Here is a 16,240-nt window from a genome sequence, read left to right as displayed (position 1 = left end):
TATCTGCATGTTGTTGAAAATACAGCTAGAAACTTGAAAAAATTAGGTGAAGATAAAGGAATAATAAAGGGAGAAAAAACAATAGATGAATTAGCTGAAATATTTGGGGTTGAAGCTAATGATAGACATGAAAAATGTATAAAAGTTGCACAAAAGGTTTTAGATGATTTATATAAAGCTAGAGATGATAAAATGGAGTTAGTAGAGAAAATAGCTTATGCTCCAAGAGTTAACAAGTGGAAAGAAATAGGAATAATGCCAGGAGGAGCTAAGTCAGAAGTTTTTGATGCAATAGTTAAGTCATCTACAAATTTAAATAGTGACCCTGTTGATATGCTTATAAATTGCTTAAATTTAGGAATATCTACAGGATTATATGGACTTACACTAACTAATCTTTTAAACGATGTTATTTTAGGAGAACCAGTTATAAGAACTGCACCTGTAGGATTTAGAGTTATAGATAAAGATTATATAAATATAATGATAACAGGACATCAACATTCAACATTTGCTCACTTCCAAGATAGATTGAAAGATGAAGATGTTGTCAAATTAGCAAAAGAAGCAGGAGCAAAAGGATTTAGATTAGTTGGATGTACTTGTGTAGGTCAAGATTTACAGTTAAGAGGTGAGCACTATCAAGAGGTATTTGCAGGTCATGCTGGAAATAACTTTACAAGTGAGGCTGTACTTTCTACAGGAGCAATAGATATGATTGCATCTGAATTTAACTGTACTATACCAGGTATAGAGCCTATAGCAGATAAATATAAAGTAAAAATGGTTTGTTTAGATGACGTAGCTAAAAAAGTTAATGCAGAATATGTGCCATTCGATAGAGAAAATATAGAATCAATTTCAGAAAAATTAATAAATGAAGCCTTAATAAGTTATAAATCAAGAAGAGGTGAAGTTGAAATAGACATACCTAGTGACCACGGATATGATGTTTCATTAACAGGTGTAAGTGAGAAAAACTTAAAGGCCTTCTTAGGTGGTTCGTGGAAACCTCTTATAAACTTAATTGCAGAGGGCAAAATAAAAGGAATAGCAGCAGTTGTTGGATGTTCAAATATGACTGCAAAAGGACACGATGTATTTACTGTAGAATTAACTAAAGAACTTATAAAAAGAGATATAATTGTTTTATCTGCAGGGTGTTCAACTGGAGGCTTAGAAAATGTTGGATTAATGTCTCCTGGAGCGGAAGAATTAGCAGGCGAGAATTTAAAAGAAGTTTGTAAATCTTTAGGAATACCACCAGTATTGAACTTCGGTCCATGTTTAGCTATAGGAAGACTTGAAATAGTTGCTACTGAAATAGCTAAAGAATTAGAAATAGATATACCTCAGCTTCCACTAATTTTATCTGCACCTCAATGGTTAGAAGAACAAGCTTTAGCAGATGGAGCATTTGGATTAGCGTTAGGATTGCCTCTTCATTTAGCATTACCGCCATTTATAACAGGTGGTAAATTAGTGACACAAGTTTTAACTGAAGGGTTAAAAGATATAACTGGAGGTCATGTTATAGTTGATTCAGATGTTGTATCTTCAGCTGATACATTAGAAAAAATAATTATAGACAGAAGAGAAAAATTAGGCCTAAAGGATGTGGAATGTTATGCATAGGATTCTAATTAATAAAGAATTATGTACCGGATGTAAGAGTTGTGTTTTAGCATGCATGTTAAGAAACGATTTACAAAAAGATATGTACTCTTTAGATTTAGAAGACCTAGATAACGAAAGTAGAAACCACATAGAGTTAAACAAATTTAATAATCCAATTCCTATCATTTGTAGACATTGTGAAACTCCAGAGTGTGTACTAACATGCATGAGTGGAGCTATGACAAAAAATAAAGAAAGTGGAATAGTAAGTTATGACAAAGATAAGTGTGGAGTTTGTTATATGTGCGTTATGGCATGTCCATATGGACTTTTAAAGCCTGATGATAAAACAAAACAAACTATTTTAAAATGTGATATGTGTGAAAGTATAGGATATCCCAAGTGTGTAGCTAATTGTCCAACTGGAGCAATAACGCTACAGGAGGAGGTAAAAAATGAATTATGTAGTTCTGGGTGCTAGTGCGGCAGGCATTAACGCTATAAAAGTATTAAGGGAGTTAGATGAAAAAGCTAATATAACATTAATATCAAAAGACGAACATATTTACTCAAGATGTATGTTACATCATATTATATCTGAACATAGAACATTAGATAGCTTAAACTTTGTAGAAACTAAATTTGATGAAAAATATAATATAAGTTGGAAAAAGTCATGTACTGTAAATAATATAGATATAGAAAATAAAGAAGTATCTATAATAGAAACTGGTGAAAAAGTTAAATATGATAAACTATTAATTGCAACAGGTGCATCATCAGCTATGCCTCCTATAAAAAACTTAAAACAAGCAAAATATGTATATGGACTTAGAAATATAGAAGATGCTTATGAAATAAAAGAAAAAGCAAAAAAATGCAAAAAAATAGCTATATTAGGAGCTGGACTCGTAGGAATAGATGCCCTTATAGGATTATTAGAATATAAAAATTTAGATATATCTGTAATATATAGAGAACCTTTTATACTAAATAGGCAGTTAGACGAATACTCTGCATCAGTGTATGAAAATAAATTTAAAGAATTAGGTACGAAATTCTTTAAGGGTGCAAGTGTTAAGGAAATTTGCATGGATAATAATGAAAATATAATTGGAGTAGTATTAGATGATGAAACTTATATAGAATGTGATATGGCAATTGTAGCAACAGGGGTTATTCCAAATGCTGAATTTATAAATAAAGATTTTATAAGTTATGACAGAGGAATAATCATAGATGAAAACTGTAAAACTACTGCAAAAGATATATTTGCAGCAGGTGATGTTGTTGGTAAAAATGCAATCTGGCCATTAGCTGTTAAGCAAGGAATAGTAGCTGCTTATAATATGACGGGGAAAGAAGAAAAAATAAATGATTCATTTGTATATAGAAACACAATGAATTTTCTAGGCATACCTACAGTTTCTCTAGGTGTAATAGATATGGAAGGTGAAGACTGTATAGTAAGTGTTAGAAAAGATGAAACAGGATATAAAAAATTTATAATAAAAGATAATGTTATCAAAGGAGCAATAATTCAAGGAGATATATCTTATGTAGGAGCTCTTACTTATTTGATAAAAAATAATATAGAAATACCAGATTTAGAAAAAAGAATTTTTGACATAGGATATGCAGATTTCTTTTGTATTAAAGGAAATGGAGAGTTTTGCTATAATATATAGTATTAAATGGGGTATCTCAAAATAATGAGGTGCGAAGGATAAATTAAAGTTTTGCTCCCAAAGCTGAAAAGATGCTTTGAAGGTCGCTAAAATTTTTATTTATCCTTCGCCATTTGTTTTGGGATGCCCCAATTTAAATATATAAATATTATAGGAGTGGCGTATGAAGGTTTATGCATTAGTAGGAGAGAGTGGTTCTGGAAAAAGTTACAAAGCATTAGAGTTAGCCTATGAAAAAAATATAAACTATATAATAGATGATGGAATTTTAATTTTTAAGAATAAAATAATTGCTGGAATATCAGCAAAACAAGCAAGTACCAAAATTCAGGCAGTTAAAAGAGCTATATTTCACGATGAAAACCATAGAAATGAAGTGAAATTTAAAATAGTGGAAGAAAATATAAAGTCTATTTTAATAATAGGAACATCAGATAAAATGGTAAATCAGATAGCTAGTAAATTAAATTTAGGGAAAATATATAAAACTGTTTATATAAATGAAATATCCACACAAGAAGAAATAGATATTGCTAAAGAGTGGAGGAGTAAAGGAAATCACATAATACCTCTTCCAACATTAGAAGTTAAATCTATTGCTAGTGGACTTAGTATAAATCCGATTAAAAAATTATTTAAAAGAGAAAATAAAGAATCTATATTAGTTGAAAAAACTATTATTAGACCTACATTTAGCTATATTGGGAATTTTTATATTAAAAAAAATGCAATAAATCAAATAATATTTTTTGAACTATCAAAATTTGATTATATAAGCAAAATTAATTCAGTAAAATTTAACAATAAAAAAGGAAATTTAGAAATATTTATTATTTTAGAATTAGATTTATTTAACTCAATTGAAACTATATTTAAGCTTCAAGAACATATAATAAAGGCATTATATGATGTTACTTTAATAAATGTAAGTAGGCTGGATATAAGAGTAAACAAGATAAAAAGTGTTAAATAAAAAACTAATAGAAATTTTATACAAATACATAAAAAACTGTGTTATAATCAAACTGTAAGTGAAGGAAATCATTTTCCGACAAACAATAAAGGGGATTTAAAAAATTAAAATATTTTTAAGGGGGCTTTTAAAATGGCTGAAAAAACTTTAAATGTTCTAGAGATAGCAAGATCTCAAGTAAAAACTGCTTGCGATAAATTAGGGGCAGATCCAGCAGTATATGAAATATTAAAAAATCCAATGAGAGTGTTAGAAGTATCATTCCCAATTAAAATGGATGATGGGACTGTAAGAACATTTACAGGATATAGATCACAACATAATAATGCTTGTGGACCATTTAAAGGAGGATTAAGATTCCATCCAGCAGTTTGTATGGACGAGGTTAAAGCTTTATCTACTTGGATGACTTTCAAGTGTTCAGTAGTAGGAATACCTTATGGTGGAGGTAAAGGTGGTATGGCCATCGATCCTACAGAATTCTCTCAAGCTGAGTTAGAAAGAATATCTAGAGGATTTGCTAAGTCAATAGCTCCAATAATAGGAGAAAAAGAAGATATACCAGCTCCAGATGTTAATACAAATGGACAAATAATGGCTTGGATGGTTGATGAATATGCAAATGTTACAGGAGAATTCCAACCAGGAGTATTTACTGGAAAACCAGTTGATTTCTATGGATCTTTAGCTAGAAATGAAGCTACAGGATATGGAGTTGCTACAATTGCAATGGAAGCAGCTAAGAAAAAAGGAATAGATGTATCTAATGTTACTGTAGGACTTCAAGGATTTGGTAATGTTGGAAGCTTCGCTGGTATGTACATAGATGAAGCAGGAGCTAAAGTAATATATGTAGAAGACCATACAGGAACTATATATAATAAAGATGGAATAGATATGAAAGCTTTAATGGCTTACAATAAAGAACATAGATGTATAAAAGGATTCCCAGGTGCAGAAGCTGTTGACCAAAGTGTAATAACTGCAGAAGTTGACGTATTAATGCCTTGTGCACTAGAAAATCAAATAACTTCAGCAAATGCTGGAGATATAAAAGCTAAAATAGTATGTGAAGGAGCTAATGGACCAACTACTCCAGAAGCAGATAAAATACTATTTGAAAAAGGAATAACTTTAGTACCAGATATATTAGCTAATAGTGGTGGAGTTACAGTTTCTTACTTTGAATGGGTTCAAAACTTAATGAGATACAACTGGAGTTTTGACGAAGTTCAAGAAAAACAAAGAGCTTTAATGAAAAAAGCATTTGAAGAAATATGGACATTAGCAGGAGATCATAATGTTGAAATGAGAACAGCTGCATACATGATGTCAATTAAGAGAATAGCTGATGCTATGAAATTAAGAGGATGGTATACAGAAGCTCCTGTTAAAGAAGATGCTAAAAAAGAAGCTACATCTTTAGCTTAATAAATAAGATTAAAATAAAGAAAATTTAGAATGAAAAAGTGTACATTTAATCAGTTTTATGCTGAAAAAATGTACACTTTTATTTTTATGCAAAAAATAAAAAAAGCATATAAAAAAATTTATATACTAGATATAAAAAATTGCATGCTAATATCTGCTAAAATATCCAAATTTATTTACTTTTTGAAAAAAATAGTATATAATTAATATAAAAATGTATATTAAAAGTTATTTTTGGATAAAATAATAAATTTTTAAATATTATATACAAGATATAAGTTAAATATTGTTAATATAAGAATACTATATAACTTGTAACAATTATTTACAAAACAGTTACAAAGTTGTGACATATAAATACAAAAATGAAAATATCTTGTGTATTAGTATTTTATCCTACATAGGTTTCAGCTATGAAAATAACACGTAAGAATACTTATGGTGAATTTTTGGAGGGAAAAACATTATGAAGAGAAAAATATTAGTACCAGTATTTGCATCATTTATGGCATTATCAATGAACGGGATAGCGCATGCAGACGATGCAAAAGTTGAGAAGGCAACAGATAAAAAAGACGTTAATGAAAAGAATGTAATAAACTTAAAAGACTACAAAGATGTAGATTTTAAAGTTGCAGAAGTTAAAGATGGAGTTGCTGTAAAAGTAAGAAAGCAAGGATCAGTTCAAACTATAGCATACACAGGTGACCAATTTAAAATAGTTGGAGAGCAAGATGGATGGTATAAAGTTCAATTAGATGATGAAACTGAAGGATGGATAGCATCTAGATATGTTGATGTTAAAGCAGCTAATGCTTATATAACAGCAGATAAAGTAAACTTAAGAAAAGATGCTCATGTAGAGTCTGATGTAAAAGATAATTTACCAGCTTCTACAAAAGTTCAAGTTTTAGCAACTGAAGGTAACTGGGTAAAAGTTAAAAATGGAGAAAATGAAGGATTTGTAAGAGATTTATACGTATCTGATAAAGCTCCAGTAGTAGAAGAAGAAAATACTCAATCAGATGTTAAAGATCAAAATGATGGACAAGTATCTGATAACAATCAAACAACAAACAATGATGCTAATAATGAAAATGAAAGCAACAATGTTGAAAACAATAATAACAACAATAATGATGCTGTTGAAGATAACAATGACAACAGTACAACTAACAATGACAATAACAATAATAACAACAGCAACAATAATGTAGATAATGACGAAAATAATAATGATAACAATAGCAACAATAATAATGATAACAACAGTAATGTAGATAATAACGATAATACAAATAATAATAATAATAACAATAACAACAACAACAACAATAATAACAATAATAATGACAACAACAATAACTCAAGTGAAGAAGAAAAGCCATCAACTAATACAGATGCAGCTTCTGCTGTAGTTAGTATGGCTTATGGTAAATTAGGATCTCCTTATGTTTGGGGAGCTGAAGGGCCTAACAGCTTTGACTGTTCAGGACTTACTTCATATGTATTTAGAAATGCTGCAGGAGTATCTTTACCAAGAACTTCATCTTCTCAGTACGGAGTTGGTAGATCTGTAAGCAAAGCTAATTTACAAGCAGGAGACTTAGTATTCTTCGCAACTGGTGGCGGAGGAGTAAGTCACGTTGGTATATATGTTGGTGGAGGAAACATGGTTCATGCACCAAATTCAGGAGATGTTGTTAAAGTTACTAACATAAACTCATCTTACTGGCAAAATGCTTATGTAGGAGCTAAGAGAGTTTTATAATATAGGATTTAAAAGGATATATTTATTTAAATATATCCTTTTTTTTTGCTTAAGTAAGGCCGATTTTTTATAAACTCATATTGACATCGTTTCTTAAAGGTGATAATATTCTATAAAAGAAAAAAATAAAAATACTTTTAAATTTAGTCCAGAGAGGCTAAAAAAGGAGGAACATATATGAAATTACAGGGAAGAAATTTAATCCAACCAGAAGACTTTTCGATAAATGAAATAGATGAAATTCTATCTTTATCTCAAAATATAATTGACAATCCGTCAAAATACTCACGAGTTTGTGAAGGTAATTTACTAGCAACTTTATTTTATGAACCATCAACAAGAACAAGATTTAGCTTTGAAGCTGCAATGAACAGATTAGGTGGAAAGGTAATTGGCTTTTCAGAACCAAATTCTTCATCAACAGCAAAAGGCGAAACATTAGAAGACACTATGGAAACAGTATCTTGTTATGCTGATGCTATAGTCATGAGACACCCAAGAGCCGGTTCAGCTTTGGAGGCGTCAAGGTTTGCTAGAGTACCATTTATAAATGCAGGAGACGGAGGAAATCAACATCCAACTCAAACACTTACAGATATTCTTACAATAAAATCACTTAAAGGAAATTTAGAAAATCACACTATCGGATTATGTGGAGATTTAAAAAACGGAAGAACAGTACATTCACTGGTTAAAGCTATGGCAAGATATAAAAATACTAAATTTGTATTTATATCACCTAAAGAGTTAGAAATGCCTCAATATATAAAAGAATTTATAGCTGGGCACGAATATATAGAAACTAATAGTCTAGATGAGGTTATAGAGGATTTAGATGTTCTTTATATGACTAGAGTTCAAAGAGAAAGATTTGAAGATCAAGAACAATATGAAAGACTTAAAGATTATTATATATTAACAACAGAAAAAATGAAAAAAGCTAAACCAGATATGTTAGTTATGCATCCATTACCAAGAGTAAATGAAATTGATACAGAAGTAGATAAAGATGATAGAGCGGTATATTTCAATCAAGCAAAATATGGAATGTACGTTAGAATGGCATTAATAATGAAACTTCTGGGGGTAGATGCAAATGAGTAAACTTCTTATAAAAAACGTAAAAATGATTGATTCTAGTATGAATTTTAAAGGAGATTTGCTTATTGAGAATGGTAAGATTTCTAAAATAGACTCGAATATAAAGACTACTGACATAGAAGGTCTAAAAATTATAGATGGAAAAAATAAAATTTTAATGCCGGCATTTATAGATTTGCACACACACTTAAGAGACCCGGGATTAACACATAAAGAAGATTTAGAGACAGGACAAAAAGCAGCATTAAAAGGTGGATTCACAGTACTTTGTCCAATGGCAAATACTAAGCCAGTTTGTGATAATGAGCAAGTCATGGAATATGTGTTAAATAAAGCTAGGAAATTAGATTTATGTGATATAAAGCAAGTTTGCGCTATAACAGAAAACCTTGAAGGTGAAGAAATTATAGACATAGAAAAGATGAGAACGTATACAGACTTATTCTCTGATGATGGATATACTCTTCACAATGAAAAAATAATGAGAGATGCACTTAGTTTATCTAAAGAATTAGATTTTAAAGTTCTGACTCATTGTCAACCAGAGTTTGAAATAGTAAAACGAGATTTGAACTTGCTTAAAGAGGTTGGAGGAAATCTTCATATCTGTCATATAAGTTTAAAAGACACTTTAGATGAAATTAAAAAGTATAAAAATGATGGATATAAGTTTACTTGTGAGGTAGGACCTCATCATATATTCGGATATGGACTAGAATATAGAGTTAATCCAGCTTTTGCAGAGGAAGAAGATATGAAATACCTAATACAAGGAATAAAAGATGGATATATAGATATGATAGGAACGGATCATGCGCCCCATACAAAAGAAGACAAAGAAAAGGGAGCTCCTGGAATATCTAATATAGAAGTTGCATTCCAAATGGTAAACAAAGTATTTAATGAAAATAATATATCTTTAAATAAATTAAGTGAGATGATGAGTGCAAACCCTGCTAAATTACTAGGATTAAACCAAGGATTAATAAAAGAAGGTTTAAGAGCGGACTTAGTTATAGTAGATTCGGAACAAGAAGAAGTTATAGATGTATCTAAATTTATATCTAAAGGAAAAAACAATCCATTTGATGGTCAAAAAGTTAGAGGGAAAATAATAATGACTATAAGAGATGGAAGAGTTATGTATGACGTAAAGGGGGATATGCAATAATGTACAAAATTTTAGAAAATAAATATATAGGCGAAGATATGTATTTTATGAAGGTAGAGGGTAAATTTGAAGCTAAGATGGGTCAATTTTATATGCTTAGAGCTTGGGATACATACCCACTACTTTCAAGACCGATAAGTGTTCATGATGTAAATGAAGACAGTATATCTTTTTTATATAAAGTTGTGGGAGAAGGAACTAAAATATTAAGCAATTTAAGAGTAAATGATGAAATTAAATTAGAAGGCCCTTATGGAAATGGATATGAAAATGTAAAAGGGAAAGTTGCGTTAGTAGGAGGAGGCATAGGTATAGCTCCACTATACCTAGTAGCTAAGAATATTGAAAACTGTGATGCATACCTAGGATTCAGAAAAGAAGCTATATTAGAAGAAGAATACAATGAAGTTTGTAATGAAGTAAACATAGCTATAGGAGACACTTTTGTTACAGATATATTAGATGTAGAAAAATATGATTATATATTAACTTGTGGGCCTACACCCATGATGGAAAAGTTAGTAAAGATGACAGAAGGAACTAACACGAAGATAATGGTATCTTTAGAAAATCATATGGCATGTGGAGTAGGAGCTTGCTTAGTTTGTACTTGTAAAACTAAATTTGGAAATAAAAAAACATGCAAAGATGGTCCAGTGTTCTGGGGAGAGGACGTGATATTCAATGGCTAATTTAAATGTTAAATTCGGGAATATAGAATTTAAAAATCCTTTAGTTATGGCATCTGGAACTTTTGGGTTTGGAAAAGAATATGCAGAAATTTATGATATAGAAAAATTAGGTGGAATAAGTAGTAAAGGCCTTACATTGGAAAAAAGAGATGGAAATAAAGGTATGCGAGTTCACGAAACTCCATCAGGGATGATGAATAGTGTAGGACTTGAAAATCCTGGAGTAAAAGGATTTATAGAAAATGAACTTCAGTTTTTTAAAGAACTAGATACGGTTAGAATTGCAAATTTAGGTGGAGGAACGTTAGATGACTATATAAGAGGTGTAGAGTTACTAAACGATCAACCTATAGATATGATAGAATTAAATATTTCTTGTCCGAACGTTAAGGCAGGAGGTATGGCTTTTGGGATAAAAAACGAGGTTGCAAGAGAAGTTGTAAGAGCTGTAAGAGCAAAAACTAAACTACCGTTAGTTGTAAAATTATCACCTAATGCTGAGGATATAGTTGGGATGGCAAAAGTATGTGAGGAAGAAGGTGCAGACGGTATATCTTTAGTGAATACTTTCAAAGCTATGGCTATAGATATAAATAAGAAAAAACCGGTATTTGAAAACATATATGCTGGGTTATCTGGACCTGCAATAAAGCCTATAGCTTTAAGAATGGTTCATGAAGTTTGTAAAGCAGTAAACATACCAGTAATGGGAATGGGTGGAATAACTAATTGGCAAGATGCTATAGAGTTTATAATGGTTGGAGCTACTTGTATACAAGTTGGGACTGCAAACTTTATAAATCCTAGAATTGGATTAGATATAATAAAAGGAATAGAAGATTATATGGATAGAGAAGGAATAAAAAGCTTAGATGAAATAAGAGGTATAGTTTAGGCAATTTTAATGAGGGCGCTTCGGATTAATATTTCTTGTTTCAGTCGCTAAAGACTCAAAAATGTCTTTAACGCTTTTTCAACAAGTAAATCTTAATCCTTCGCTGAGCTCACGCTAAAATTACTGTGGATGAGGAAAAAGAAAAATTAACTATAAGGGAGAATATAATTATGAGTAATGTAAATGTTGTTGAAATATTAAAAGAATGTGATGCTTTATTAGAAGGACACTTTTTATTATCTTCAGGAAAGCATAGTAATAGATATGTACAATGTGCTAAGGTTTTAAGATTTCCAAATCAAGCTGAGAAAGTTTTAAGTACTGTAGTTGATCAAATAAAAGATTTAGGAATAGATTTAGTTGTTGGACCAGCTATGGGAGGAGTTATAGTTTCATATGAATTAGGTAGACAATTAGGAAAAGAATCTGTGTTCACAGAGAGAAAAGATGGAGAAATGCAATTAAGAAGAGGATTTGAAGTTAAGCCAGGGGCTAAGATAATAATAGCTGAAGATGTTGTTACTACAGGTAAGTCTACAATAGAAACAAAAAAAGCATTAGAAGCTTTAGGCGGAGAAGTTATAGGGGTTGCATGTATAGCAGATAGAACTAATCATGATATAGGAATGCCTATATACAGTGCAATAAAATTAGATATACAAGTTTATGAAGCTGATGGATGTCCTTTATGTGAAGCTGGAGAGATAGATTTAATTAAACCAGGAAGTAGAGAATTTAAAGAACTAGGTATGTAATAAAATATACTTTGAGTTTTCGTGGTAGTTATATTTGCTTCATTCGCCAAATACCGGTAGAACGTGGTATTTAAAGCTCTTTCAACAAATAATAACTACCACTGAATTAAAATCATATTTTATGCTGAGTGATTGGAAAATAAGGTAATAAATGATTAGTCATTTATTACCTTATTTTTATTCGGAACGCTTATCCTAGCATTGAAAATAATATATTAAAAAAATAGTTATAATGCAGATGCTGGTTTATATTATTTATATGTCTATAGTTATGACTATTTAGACAGTAACTATACAATCAATATCAAATAAGTTATGAAATTTGAGAGTGTAAATAATTTTAAAATGGTAGTATATATTAATTAAATAATAGACCTCGTAAGTATAGTACATAATAAGACATTTGCGAGGTCTTTGATTTTTTTCTATTTTTCGAAATTTGAAAATTTATTTAACTCATCTATAAATAAAGTTGTGGTACTTGATGGTTTTATATCTTTTGGTGTTATAAAAGAGAAGTATCTATTGTAAGTATCATTTAAACTAACAGTTGCTAAAGAATCTCCTTCTGAGTCTGTTACCAATTTAGATATAATTGATACGCCAAGATTGCTTTTTACAGCTTCTTTTACAGCATGATTACTTCCCAATACCATTATTTGTCTAGGTGTTATTTTATTATTACTTAAAAATATGTTTAAATATTCTCTTGTTCCAGAACCTTCTTCTCTTACTATCCATTTTTTATTTTTTATTGAATCTATATTAAAGTTTAATGAATCAATTTCTAAATCTGGAGAAAATGTTAAAATCATACTATCTTCAAAGAAGAATTTTTGATTGAAATCAAATGAAGTAAGACTTCCCTCAACCAACCCAATATCTAGATTTGAACTTTTTACTTTTTCACAAATTTTATGTGTATTTTCAACAAGCATTTCTACTTCTATATCTGGATATTTTTCAGAAAATACAGCTAAGAAGTTAGGTAAAAAGTATTCGGCAATAGTTAAACTAGCTCCTATTTTTATATGACCTTTGATTGAACTAGAAATACTGTTTAGTTCATCCTTTACGGACTCTATAGATGTTATTATTTCTCTAGCTCTTTTATATAATAGATACCCATTATCAGTTATAGATATGTTTTTCTGCTTAATAGATCTATTTATTAGAGTTGTATTAAAATAATTCTCTAAATTTTTTATATGAGTACTTACTGTTGGTTGAGATAAATTTATACTTTCACCTGCTTTGGTAAAATTCTGATGTTCAACAACTGCTATAAATGTTTTAAACTCTTCTATCATTGAAAATTCCTCCTTGAATTAAATCATCAAAAAAAGTAATGGTTCATAAATTATATATCTATTTTACCAATAATCATAAGTTTCATATACTGTTTTAGGTAAAAAAATAAAAAAATTTAAAAAATAAAAAAACTTGATGTGAAAATATAATATTAATAATTAAAATTTATTTGATATATAGTACTAGAGTTTTTAAAAAATAATAAAAAAGGATAGAAAAATAATTTGAAAAATTTGACAAACTATATTTCTATCCTAGTTAATTCACTATTTTAATTTTTATATATGTAATAAACTTTTTATTTCATTACATAAAGCATCTAAGTGTTCTGGGTTATTTTTTAAGTCAATTTCATTTATATTTACATAAAGAACAGGAGACTGGTCGTATTCAGCAATCCATTTTTTATATCTGTTGTGAAGGTTAGTCCAGTAAACTAAATCAACAGCCTTCTCCATCTCTCTGCCTCTCATATTGATTCTATTTACGATGGTGTCTATAGATCCATCTAAATATATCATTAAATCTGGCCTTCTTAAGTGAGGAACCATATCATTAAATAAATCTCTATAAGTTATATAATCTCTTTTACTCATCTTCCCGTTATCATATAAGTTTCTAGCAAATATTTCAACATCTTCGTATACACTTCTATCTTGAATATTGTTAAGGCCGTTACTGTCTATTTCTTTTTGTTGCTTGAATCTTTGAGCTAAAAAGTATAATTGTAAGTGGAATCCCCAGGTATTTTGATCTTTATAAAAATCTTCTAGGTATGGATTTCCATCAACTTTTTCAAAATGAGTTTCAAAACCTAACTTTTCACCAACTAGTTTAGTAAGTGTAGATTTACCCGCGCCAACATTTCCGGCAACAGTTATAAATAAATCTCTATTTAACGGTTTATTACACTGATTTACCAGTTTAAACATTTTCATGTCCTCCTAAGCTGTTAATAGCATCTTCTACTTTTTTTATTATAAATTTTCTATCATTGTCATTATTTAGAAAATCTAAATTAGAGTTATCTATTTCTAATATAAGAGGTTCTTTACCTACAAAATTATGTTTTATAGATAATGGATTAAAGTAATATTTATACTCTGTACTTAATTCTTGTATATAGTTCCTATCCATTTGTCTTTCAAAGCTTCTATCTCTCATAGCTATCCTATTCATTAATACATCTGTATTTGAGTTAAGATAGATTATTATATCTGGTTGAGGTAGGTCATTAATAAAAATATTATACATTTGTTTATATTTATAAAATTGCATATTATCAAGAGTTATTCCTGCAAATATAAGATTTTTAATAATGTGATAATCACTAACAACACTTGTGCCTTGACTCAATAAATTTTTCTCAGCATCTTCTAATTGTTTTATTCTATTAAATAAAAAAAATGATTCCGTCTGTAATGCGTATTCTTTAATATCTGTGTAAAATTTTGATAAAAATGGATTTTCTTCTACTATTTCTCTTAGTAAAGTACAGCTAAAATGATTGTTTAAAATATTAGCTAATGTTGTTTTACCAACTCCTATAGGACCTTCTATAGCTATAAATATACCTCTACTATTCATATAATCACCCTCTAAAAATAATGTCTTATGTATTTTAGCAAAAAAGAATCACTAATTCTACTCTAGACTTTTTAAATTAAATTTGTATTAAAAATAAATAGTTAATTTAAATTTAACGAAATATGGGTAGAATTAAAACTATAAGTTTATATAAAAAGGAGCGAAGTTTATGAAAGTTTATGAAAAAGAAAATTCAGTGGTTATAGAAGGGGCATTAGATTTTGATCCTAAGCATATATTTGAATGTGGACAATGTTTTAGGTGGAAAGCAGAAGATGATGGTTCATATACAGGGGTAGCTAAAGGTAGAGTAATAAATGTATCTAGAGAAGGAAATACAGTTTATTTAAAGAATACTAATTTAGAAGATTTCAATAAAATATGGAAACCATACTTTGATTTAGATACAGATTATGCAAAAATAAAAAATGAACTAAAAAGTGTGGATGAGTATTTAGAAAAGGCAACAGAATTTGGATGGGGAATCAGAATTCTACGCCAAGATCCATGGGAGATGTTAATTTCATTTATAATATCATCTAATAATAGAATTCCTATGATTCAAAGAGCCATATCTAATTTATCAAGGGAGTATGGAACTTATATTGGTAAGCTTAATGGAGTAGATTATTACGATTTTCCAACAGCGCAGCAATTAAGTAAAGCAAGTATAGCTGATATAAGAGCTTGTTCTACAGGATTTAGAGATAAATATATAAAGGCAACGACAGAAAGAGTTATAAGCGAAAATGAAGATGTATATAACTATGAGAACTTAGGAACAGAAGATTGTAGAAAAAAACTTATGGAATTTAATGGAGTAGGTCCAAAAGTTTGCGATTGTATAGCATTGTTCGGTATGCAAAAGTATGATACATTCCCTGTTGATGTATGGGTAAAAAGAGTTATGCAAGAATTTTATGTAGAAGATGATATGAGTTTGCCTAAAATAAGAAAGTATGCTATAGATAAATTTGAAGATTTATCAGGATTTGCACAACAATATCTATTCTATTATGCTAGAGAGTTGGGAATAGGAAGATAAAAATAAGGAGGGTATATGAGTGCTTTAGACATACTAGTTTTAAGTTATGTAGGAATATCTTATCTAGCTAGTATTGTGGTTGCTATAAATATAATACTCGAAAATCGAGATCCAGCTAAGACTATGGCATGGTTACTAATATTTATGGTACTTCCTGGGATTGGGCTAGTTATATATGGGGTGCTAGGCCGAAATATAAGAAA

At 29.6% G+C, this 16,240-nt stretch carries 16 protein-coding genes; 13 read left to right on the top strand and 3 right to left on the bottom strand.

All coding sequences use genetic code 11. From position 1 onward, the window contains the following. The 11 genes from cooS to pyrE all read left to right on the top strand — a co-directional run. Positions 1 to 1,635, top strand: a 1,635-nt coding sequence (gene cooS, locus ACRDDE_RS08705; protein ID WP_438626883.1) for an anaerobic carbon-monoxide dehydrogenase catalytic subunit, incomplete at its 5' end; no start/stop codon positions are given. Beyond that, complete coding sequence (locus ACRDDE_RS08700) at positions 1,628 to 2,098, top strand: 4Fe-4S dicluster domain-containing protein (protein WP_438626882.1); 471 nt, start codon at positions 1,628 to 1,630, stop codon at positions 2,096 to 2,098. The genes cooS and ACRDDE_RS08700, both read left to right, overlap by 8 nt. Next, complete coding sequence (locus tag ACRDDE_RS08695) at positions 2,073 to 3,305, top strand: NAD(P)/FAD-dependent oxidoreductase (protein WP_438626881.1); 1,233 nt, start codon at positions 2,073 to 2,075, stop codon at positions 3,303 to 3,305. The genes ACRDDE_RS08700 and ACRDDE_RS08695 overlap by 26 nt, the downstream gene beginning before the upstream one ends. 163 nt (positions 3,306 to 3,468) lie before the next feature. Then, positions 3,469 to 4,278 (top strand): ATP-binding protein, encoded by an 810-nt coding sequence (locus ACRDDE_RS08690; RefSeq protein ID WP_438626880.1) that lies wholly within the window; start codon positions 3,469 to 3,471, stop codon positions 4,276 to 4,278. Between the two features lie 132 nt (positions 4,279 to 4,410). Beyond that, positions 4,411 to 5,709, top strand: a complete 1,299-nt coding sequence (locus tag ACRDDE_RS08685; protein WP_438626879.1) for a Glu/Leu/Phe/Val family dehydrogenase — start codon at positions 4,411 to 4,413, stop codon at positions 5,707 to 5,709. 466 nt (positions 5,710 to 6,175) lie between these two features. Further along, positions 6,176 to 7,480, top strand: a complete 1,305-nt coding sequence (locus ACRDDE_RS08680; protein ID WP_438626878.1) for a C40 family peptidase — start codon at positions 6,176 to 6,178, stop codon at positions 7,478 to 7,480. A 177-nt stretch (positions 7,481 to 7,657) separates the two neighbouring features. Then, positions 7,658 to 8,584: an aspartate carbamoyltransferase gene (pyrB, locus tag ACRDDE_RS08675; RefSeq protein WP_438626877.1), complete on the top strand. Its 927-nt coding sequence runs from the start codon at positions 7,658 to 7,660 to the stop codon at positions 8,582 to 8,584. Continuing rightward, entirely contained in the window at positions 8,577 to 9,752 is a 1,176-nt protein-coding gene (locus tag ACRDDE_RS08670; RefSeq protein ID WP_438626876.1) for a dihydroorotase, read from the top strand. The genes pyrB and ACRDDE_RS08670 overlap by 8 nt, the downstream gene beginning before the upstream one ends. Next, positions 9,752 to 10,444, top strand: coding sequence for a dihydroorotate dehydrogenase electron transfer subunit (locus ACRDDE_RS08665; RefSeq protein WP_025161365.1), 693 nt, complete (start codon positions 9,752 to 9,754; stop codon positions 10,442 to 10,444). Before ACRDDE_RS08670 ends, ACRDDE_RS08665 begins: the two co-directional genes overlap by 1 nt. Further along, entirely contained in the window at positions 10,437 to 11,339 is a 903-nt protein-coding gene (locus ACRDDE_RS08660) for a dihydroorotate dehydrogenase (protein WP_438626875.1), read from the top strand. The genes ACRDDE_RS08665 and ACRDDE_RS08660 overlap by 8 nt, the downstream gene beginning before the upstream one ends. A gap of 170 nt (positions 11,340 to 11,509) precedes the next feature. Then, on the top strand, positions 11,510 to 12,094 hold the full coding sequence (gene pyrE, locus ACRDDE_RS08655; protein WP_021431594.1) for an orotate phosphoribosyltransferase: 585 nt from the start codon (positions 11,510 to 11,512) through the stop codon (positions 12,092 to 12,094). Positions 12,095 to 12,519: 425 nt separating this feature from the next. Here the strand turns inward: pyrE and ACRDDE_RS08650 are convergent, their stop codons facing one another. From ACRDDE_RS08650 to ACRDDE_RS08640, 3 genes are all read right to left on the bottom strand, one after another. Then, positions 12,520 to 13,404 carry a LysR substrate-binding domain-containing protein gene (locus tag ACRDDE_RS08650; protein ID WP_438626874.1) on the bottom strand — a complete coding sequence of 295 codons (885 nt, stop codon included), beginning with the start codon at positions 13,402 to 13,404 and terminating at the stop codon, positions 12,520 to 12,522. Between the two features lie 279 nt (positions 13,405 to 13,683). Next, positions 13,684 to 14,337 (bottom strand): deoxynucleoside kinase, encoded by a 654-nt coding sequence (locus tag ACRDDE_RS08645; protein WP_438626873.1) that lies wholly within the window; start codon positions 14,335 to 14,337, stop codon positions 13,684 to 13,686. Next, entirely contained in the window at positions 14,330 to 14,992 is a 663-nt protein-coding gene (locus ACRDDE_RS08640; protein ID WP_438626872.1) for a deoxynucleoside kinase, read from the bottom strand. The genes ACRDDE_RS08645 and ACRDDE_RS08640 overlap by 8 nt, the downstream gene beginning before the upstream one ends. 169 nt (positions 14,993 to 15,161) lie before the next feature. Between ACRDDE_RS08640 and ACRDDE_RS08635 the strand changes: the two genes are divergently transcribed. Both ACRDDE_RS08635 and ACRDDE_RS08630 read left to right on the top strand, forming a co-directional pair. Then, the gene (locus ACRDDE_RS08635; RefSeq protein WP_438626871.1) at positions 15,162 to 16,037 is read left to right on the top strand and encodes a DNA-3-methyladenine glycosylase family protein; all 876 of its coding nucleotides are present in this window, start codon (positions 15,162 to 15,164) and stop codon (positions 16,035 to 16,037) included. A 15-nt stretch (positions 16,038 to 16,052) separates the two neighbouring features. Beyond that, positions 16,053 to 16,240: PLDc N-terminal domain-containing protein (locus ACRDDE_RS08630; RefSeq protein WP_438626870.1), on the top strand; the 188-nt coding region annotated here is incomplete at its 3' end.

Origin of the sequence: Paraclostridium sp. (assembly GCF_051656405.1) — a bacterium.
Taxonomy (GTDB): Bacteria; Bacillota; Clostridia; order Peptostreptococcales; family Peptostreptococcaceae; genus Paraclostridium.
The sequence above is the reverse complement of the archived record's forward strand: the minus strand, read 5'-3'. Positions and strand labels throughout refer to the sequence as shown.

Bases quoted from the DNA above. Each gene is read 5' to 3' on its own strand.
- ACRDDE_RS08635 (WP_438626871.1), top strand. From the start codon at position 15,162: ATGAAAGTTTATGAAAAAGAAAATTCAGTGGTTATAGAAGGGGCATTA.
- ACRDDE_RS08650 (WP_438626874.1), bottom strand. From the start codon at position 13,404: ATGATAGAAGAGTTTAAAACATTTATAGCAGTTGTTGAACATCAGAAT.
- ACRDDE_RS08700 (WP_438626882.1), top strand. From the start codon at position 1,628: ATGCATAGGATTCTAATTAATAAAGAATTATGTACCGGATGTAAGAGT.
- ACRDDE_RS08690 (WP_438626880.1), top strand. From the start codon at position 3,469: ATGAAGGTTTATGCATTAGTAGGAGAGAGTGGTTCTGGAAAAAGTTAC.
- ACRDDE_RS08695 (WP_438626881.1), top strand. From the start codon at position 2,073: ATGAATTATGTAGTTCTGGGTGCTAGTGCGGCAGGCATTAACGCTATA.
- ACRDDE_RS08685 (WP_438626879.1), top strand. From the start codon at position 4,411: ATGGCTGAAAAAACTTTAAATGTTCTAGAGATAGCAAGATCTCAAGTA.
- ACRDDE_RS08680 (WP_438626878.1), top strand. From the start codon at position 6,176: ATGAAGAGAAAAATATTAGTACCAGTATTTGCATCATTTATGGCATTA.
- ACRDDE_RS08645 (WP_438626873.1), bottom strand. From the start codon at position 14,337: ATGTTTAAACTGGTAAATCAGTGTAATAAACCGTTAAATAGAGATTTA.
- pyrB (WP_438626877.1), top strand. From the start codon at position 7,658: ATGAAATTACAGGGAAGAAATTTAATCCAACCAGAAGACTTTTCGATA.
- ACRDDE_RS08665 (WP_025161365.1), top strand. From the start codon at position 9,752: ATGTACAAAATTTTAGAAAATAAATATATAGGCGAAGATATGTATTTT.
- ACRDDE_RS08640 (WP_438626872.1), bottom strand. From the start codon at position 14,992: ATGAATAGTAGAGGTATATTTATAGCTATAGAAGGTCCTATAGGAGTT.
- ACRDDE_RS08670 (WP_438626876.1), top strand. From the start codon at position 8,577: ATGAGTAAACTTCTTATAAAAAACGTAAAAATGATTGATTCTAGTATG.
- pyrE (WP_021431594.1), top strand. From the start codon at position 11,510: ATGAGTAATGTAAATGTTGTTGAAATATTAAAAGAATGTGATGCTTTA.
- ACRDDE_RS08660 (WP_438626875.1), top strand. From the start codon at position 10,437: ATGGCTAATTTAAATGTTAAATTCGGGAATATAGAATTTAAAAATCCT.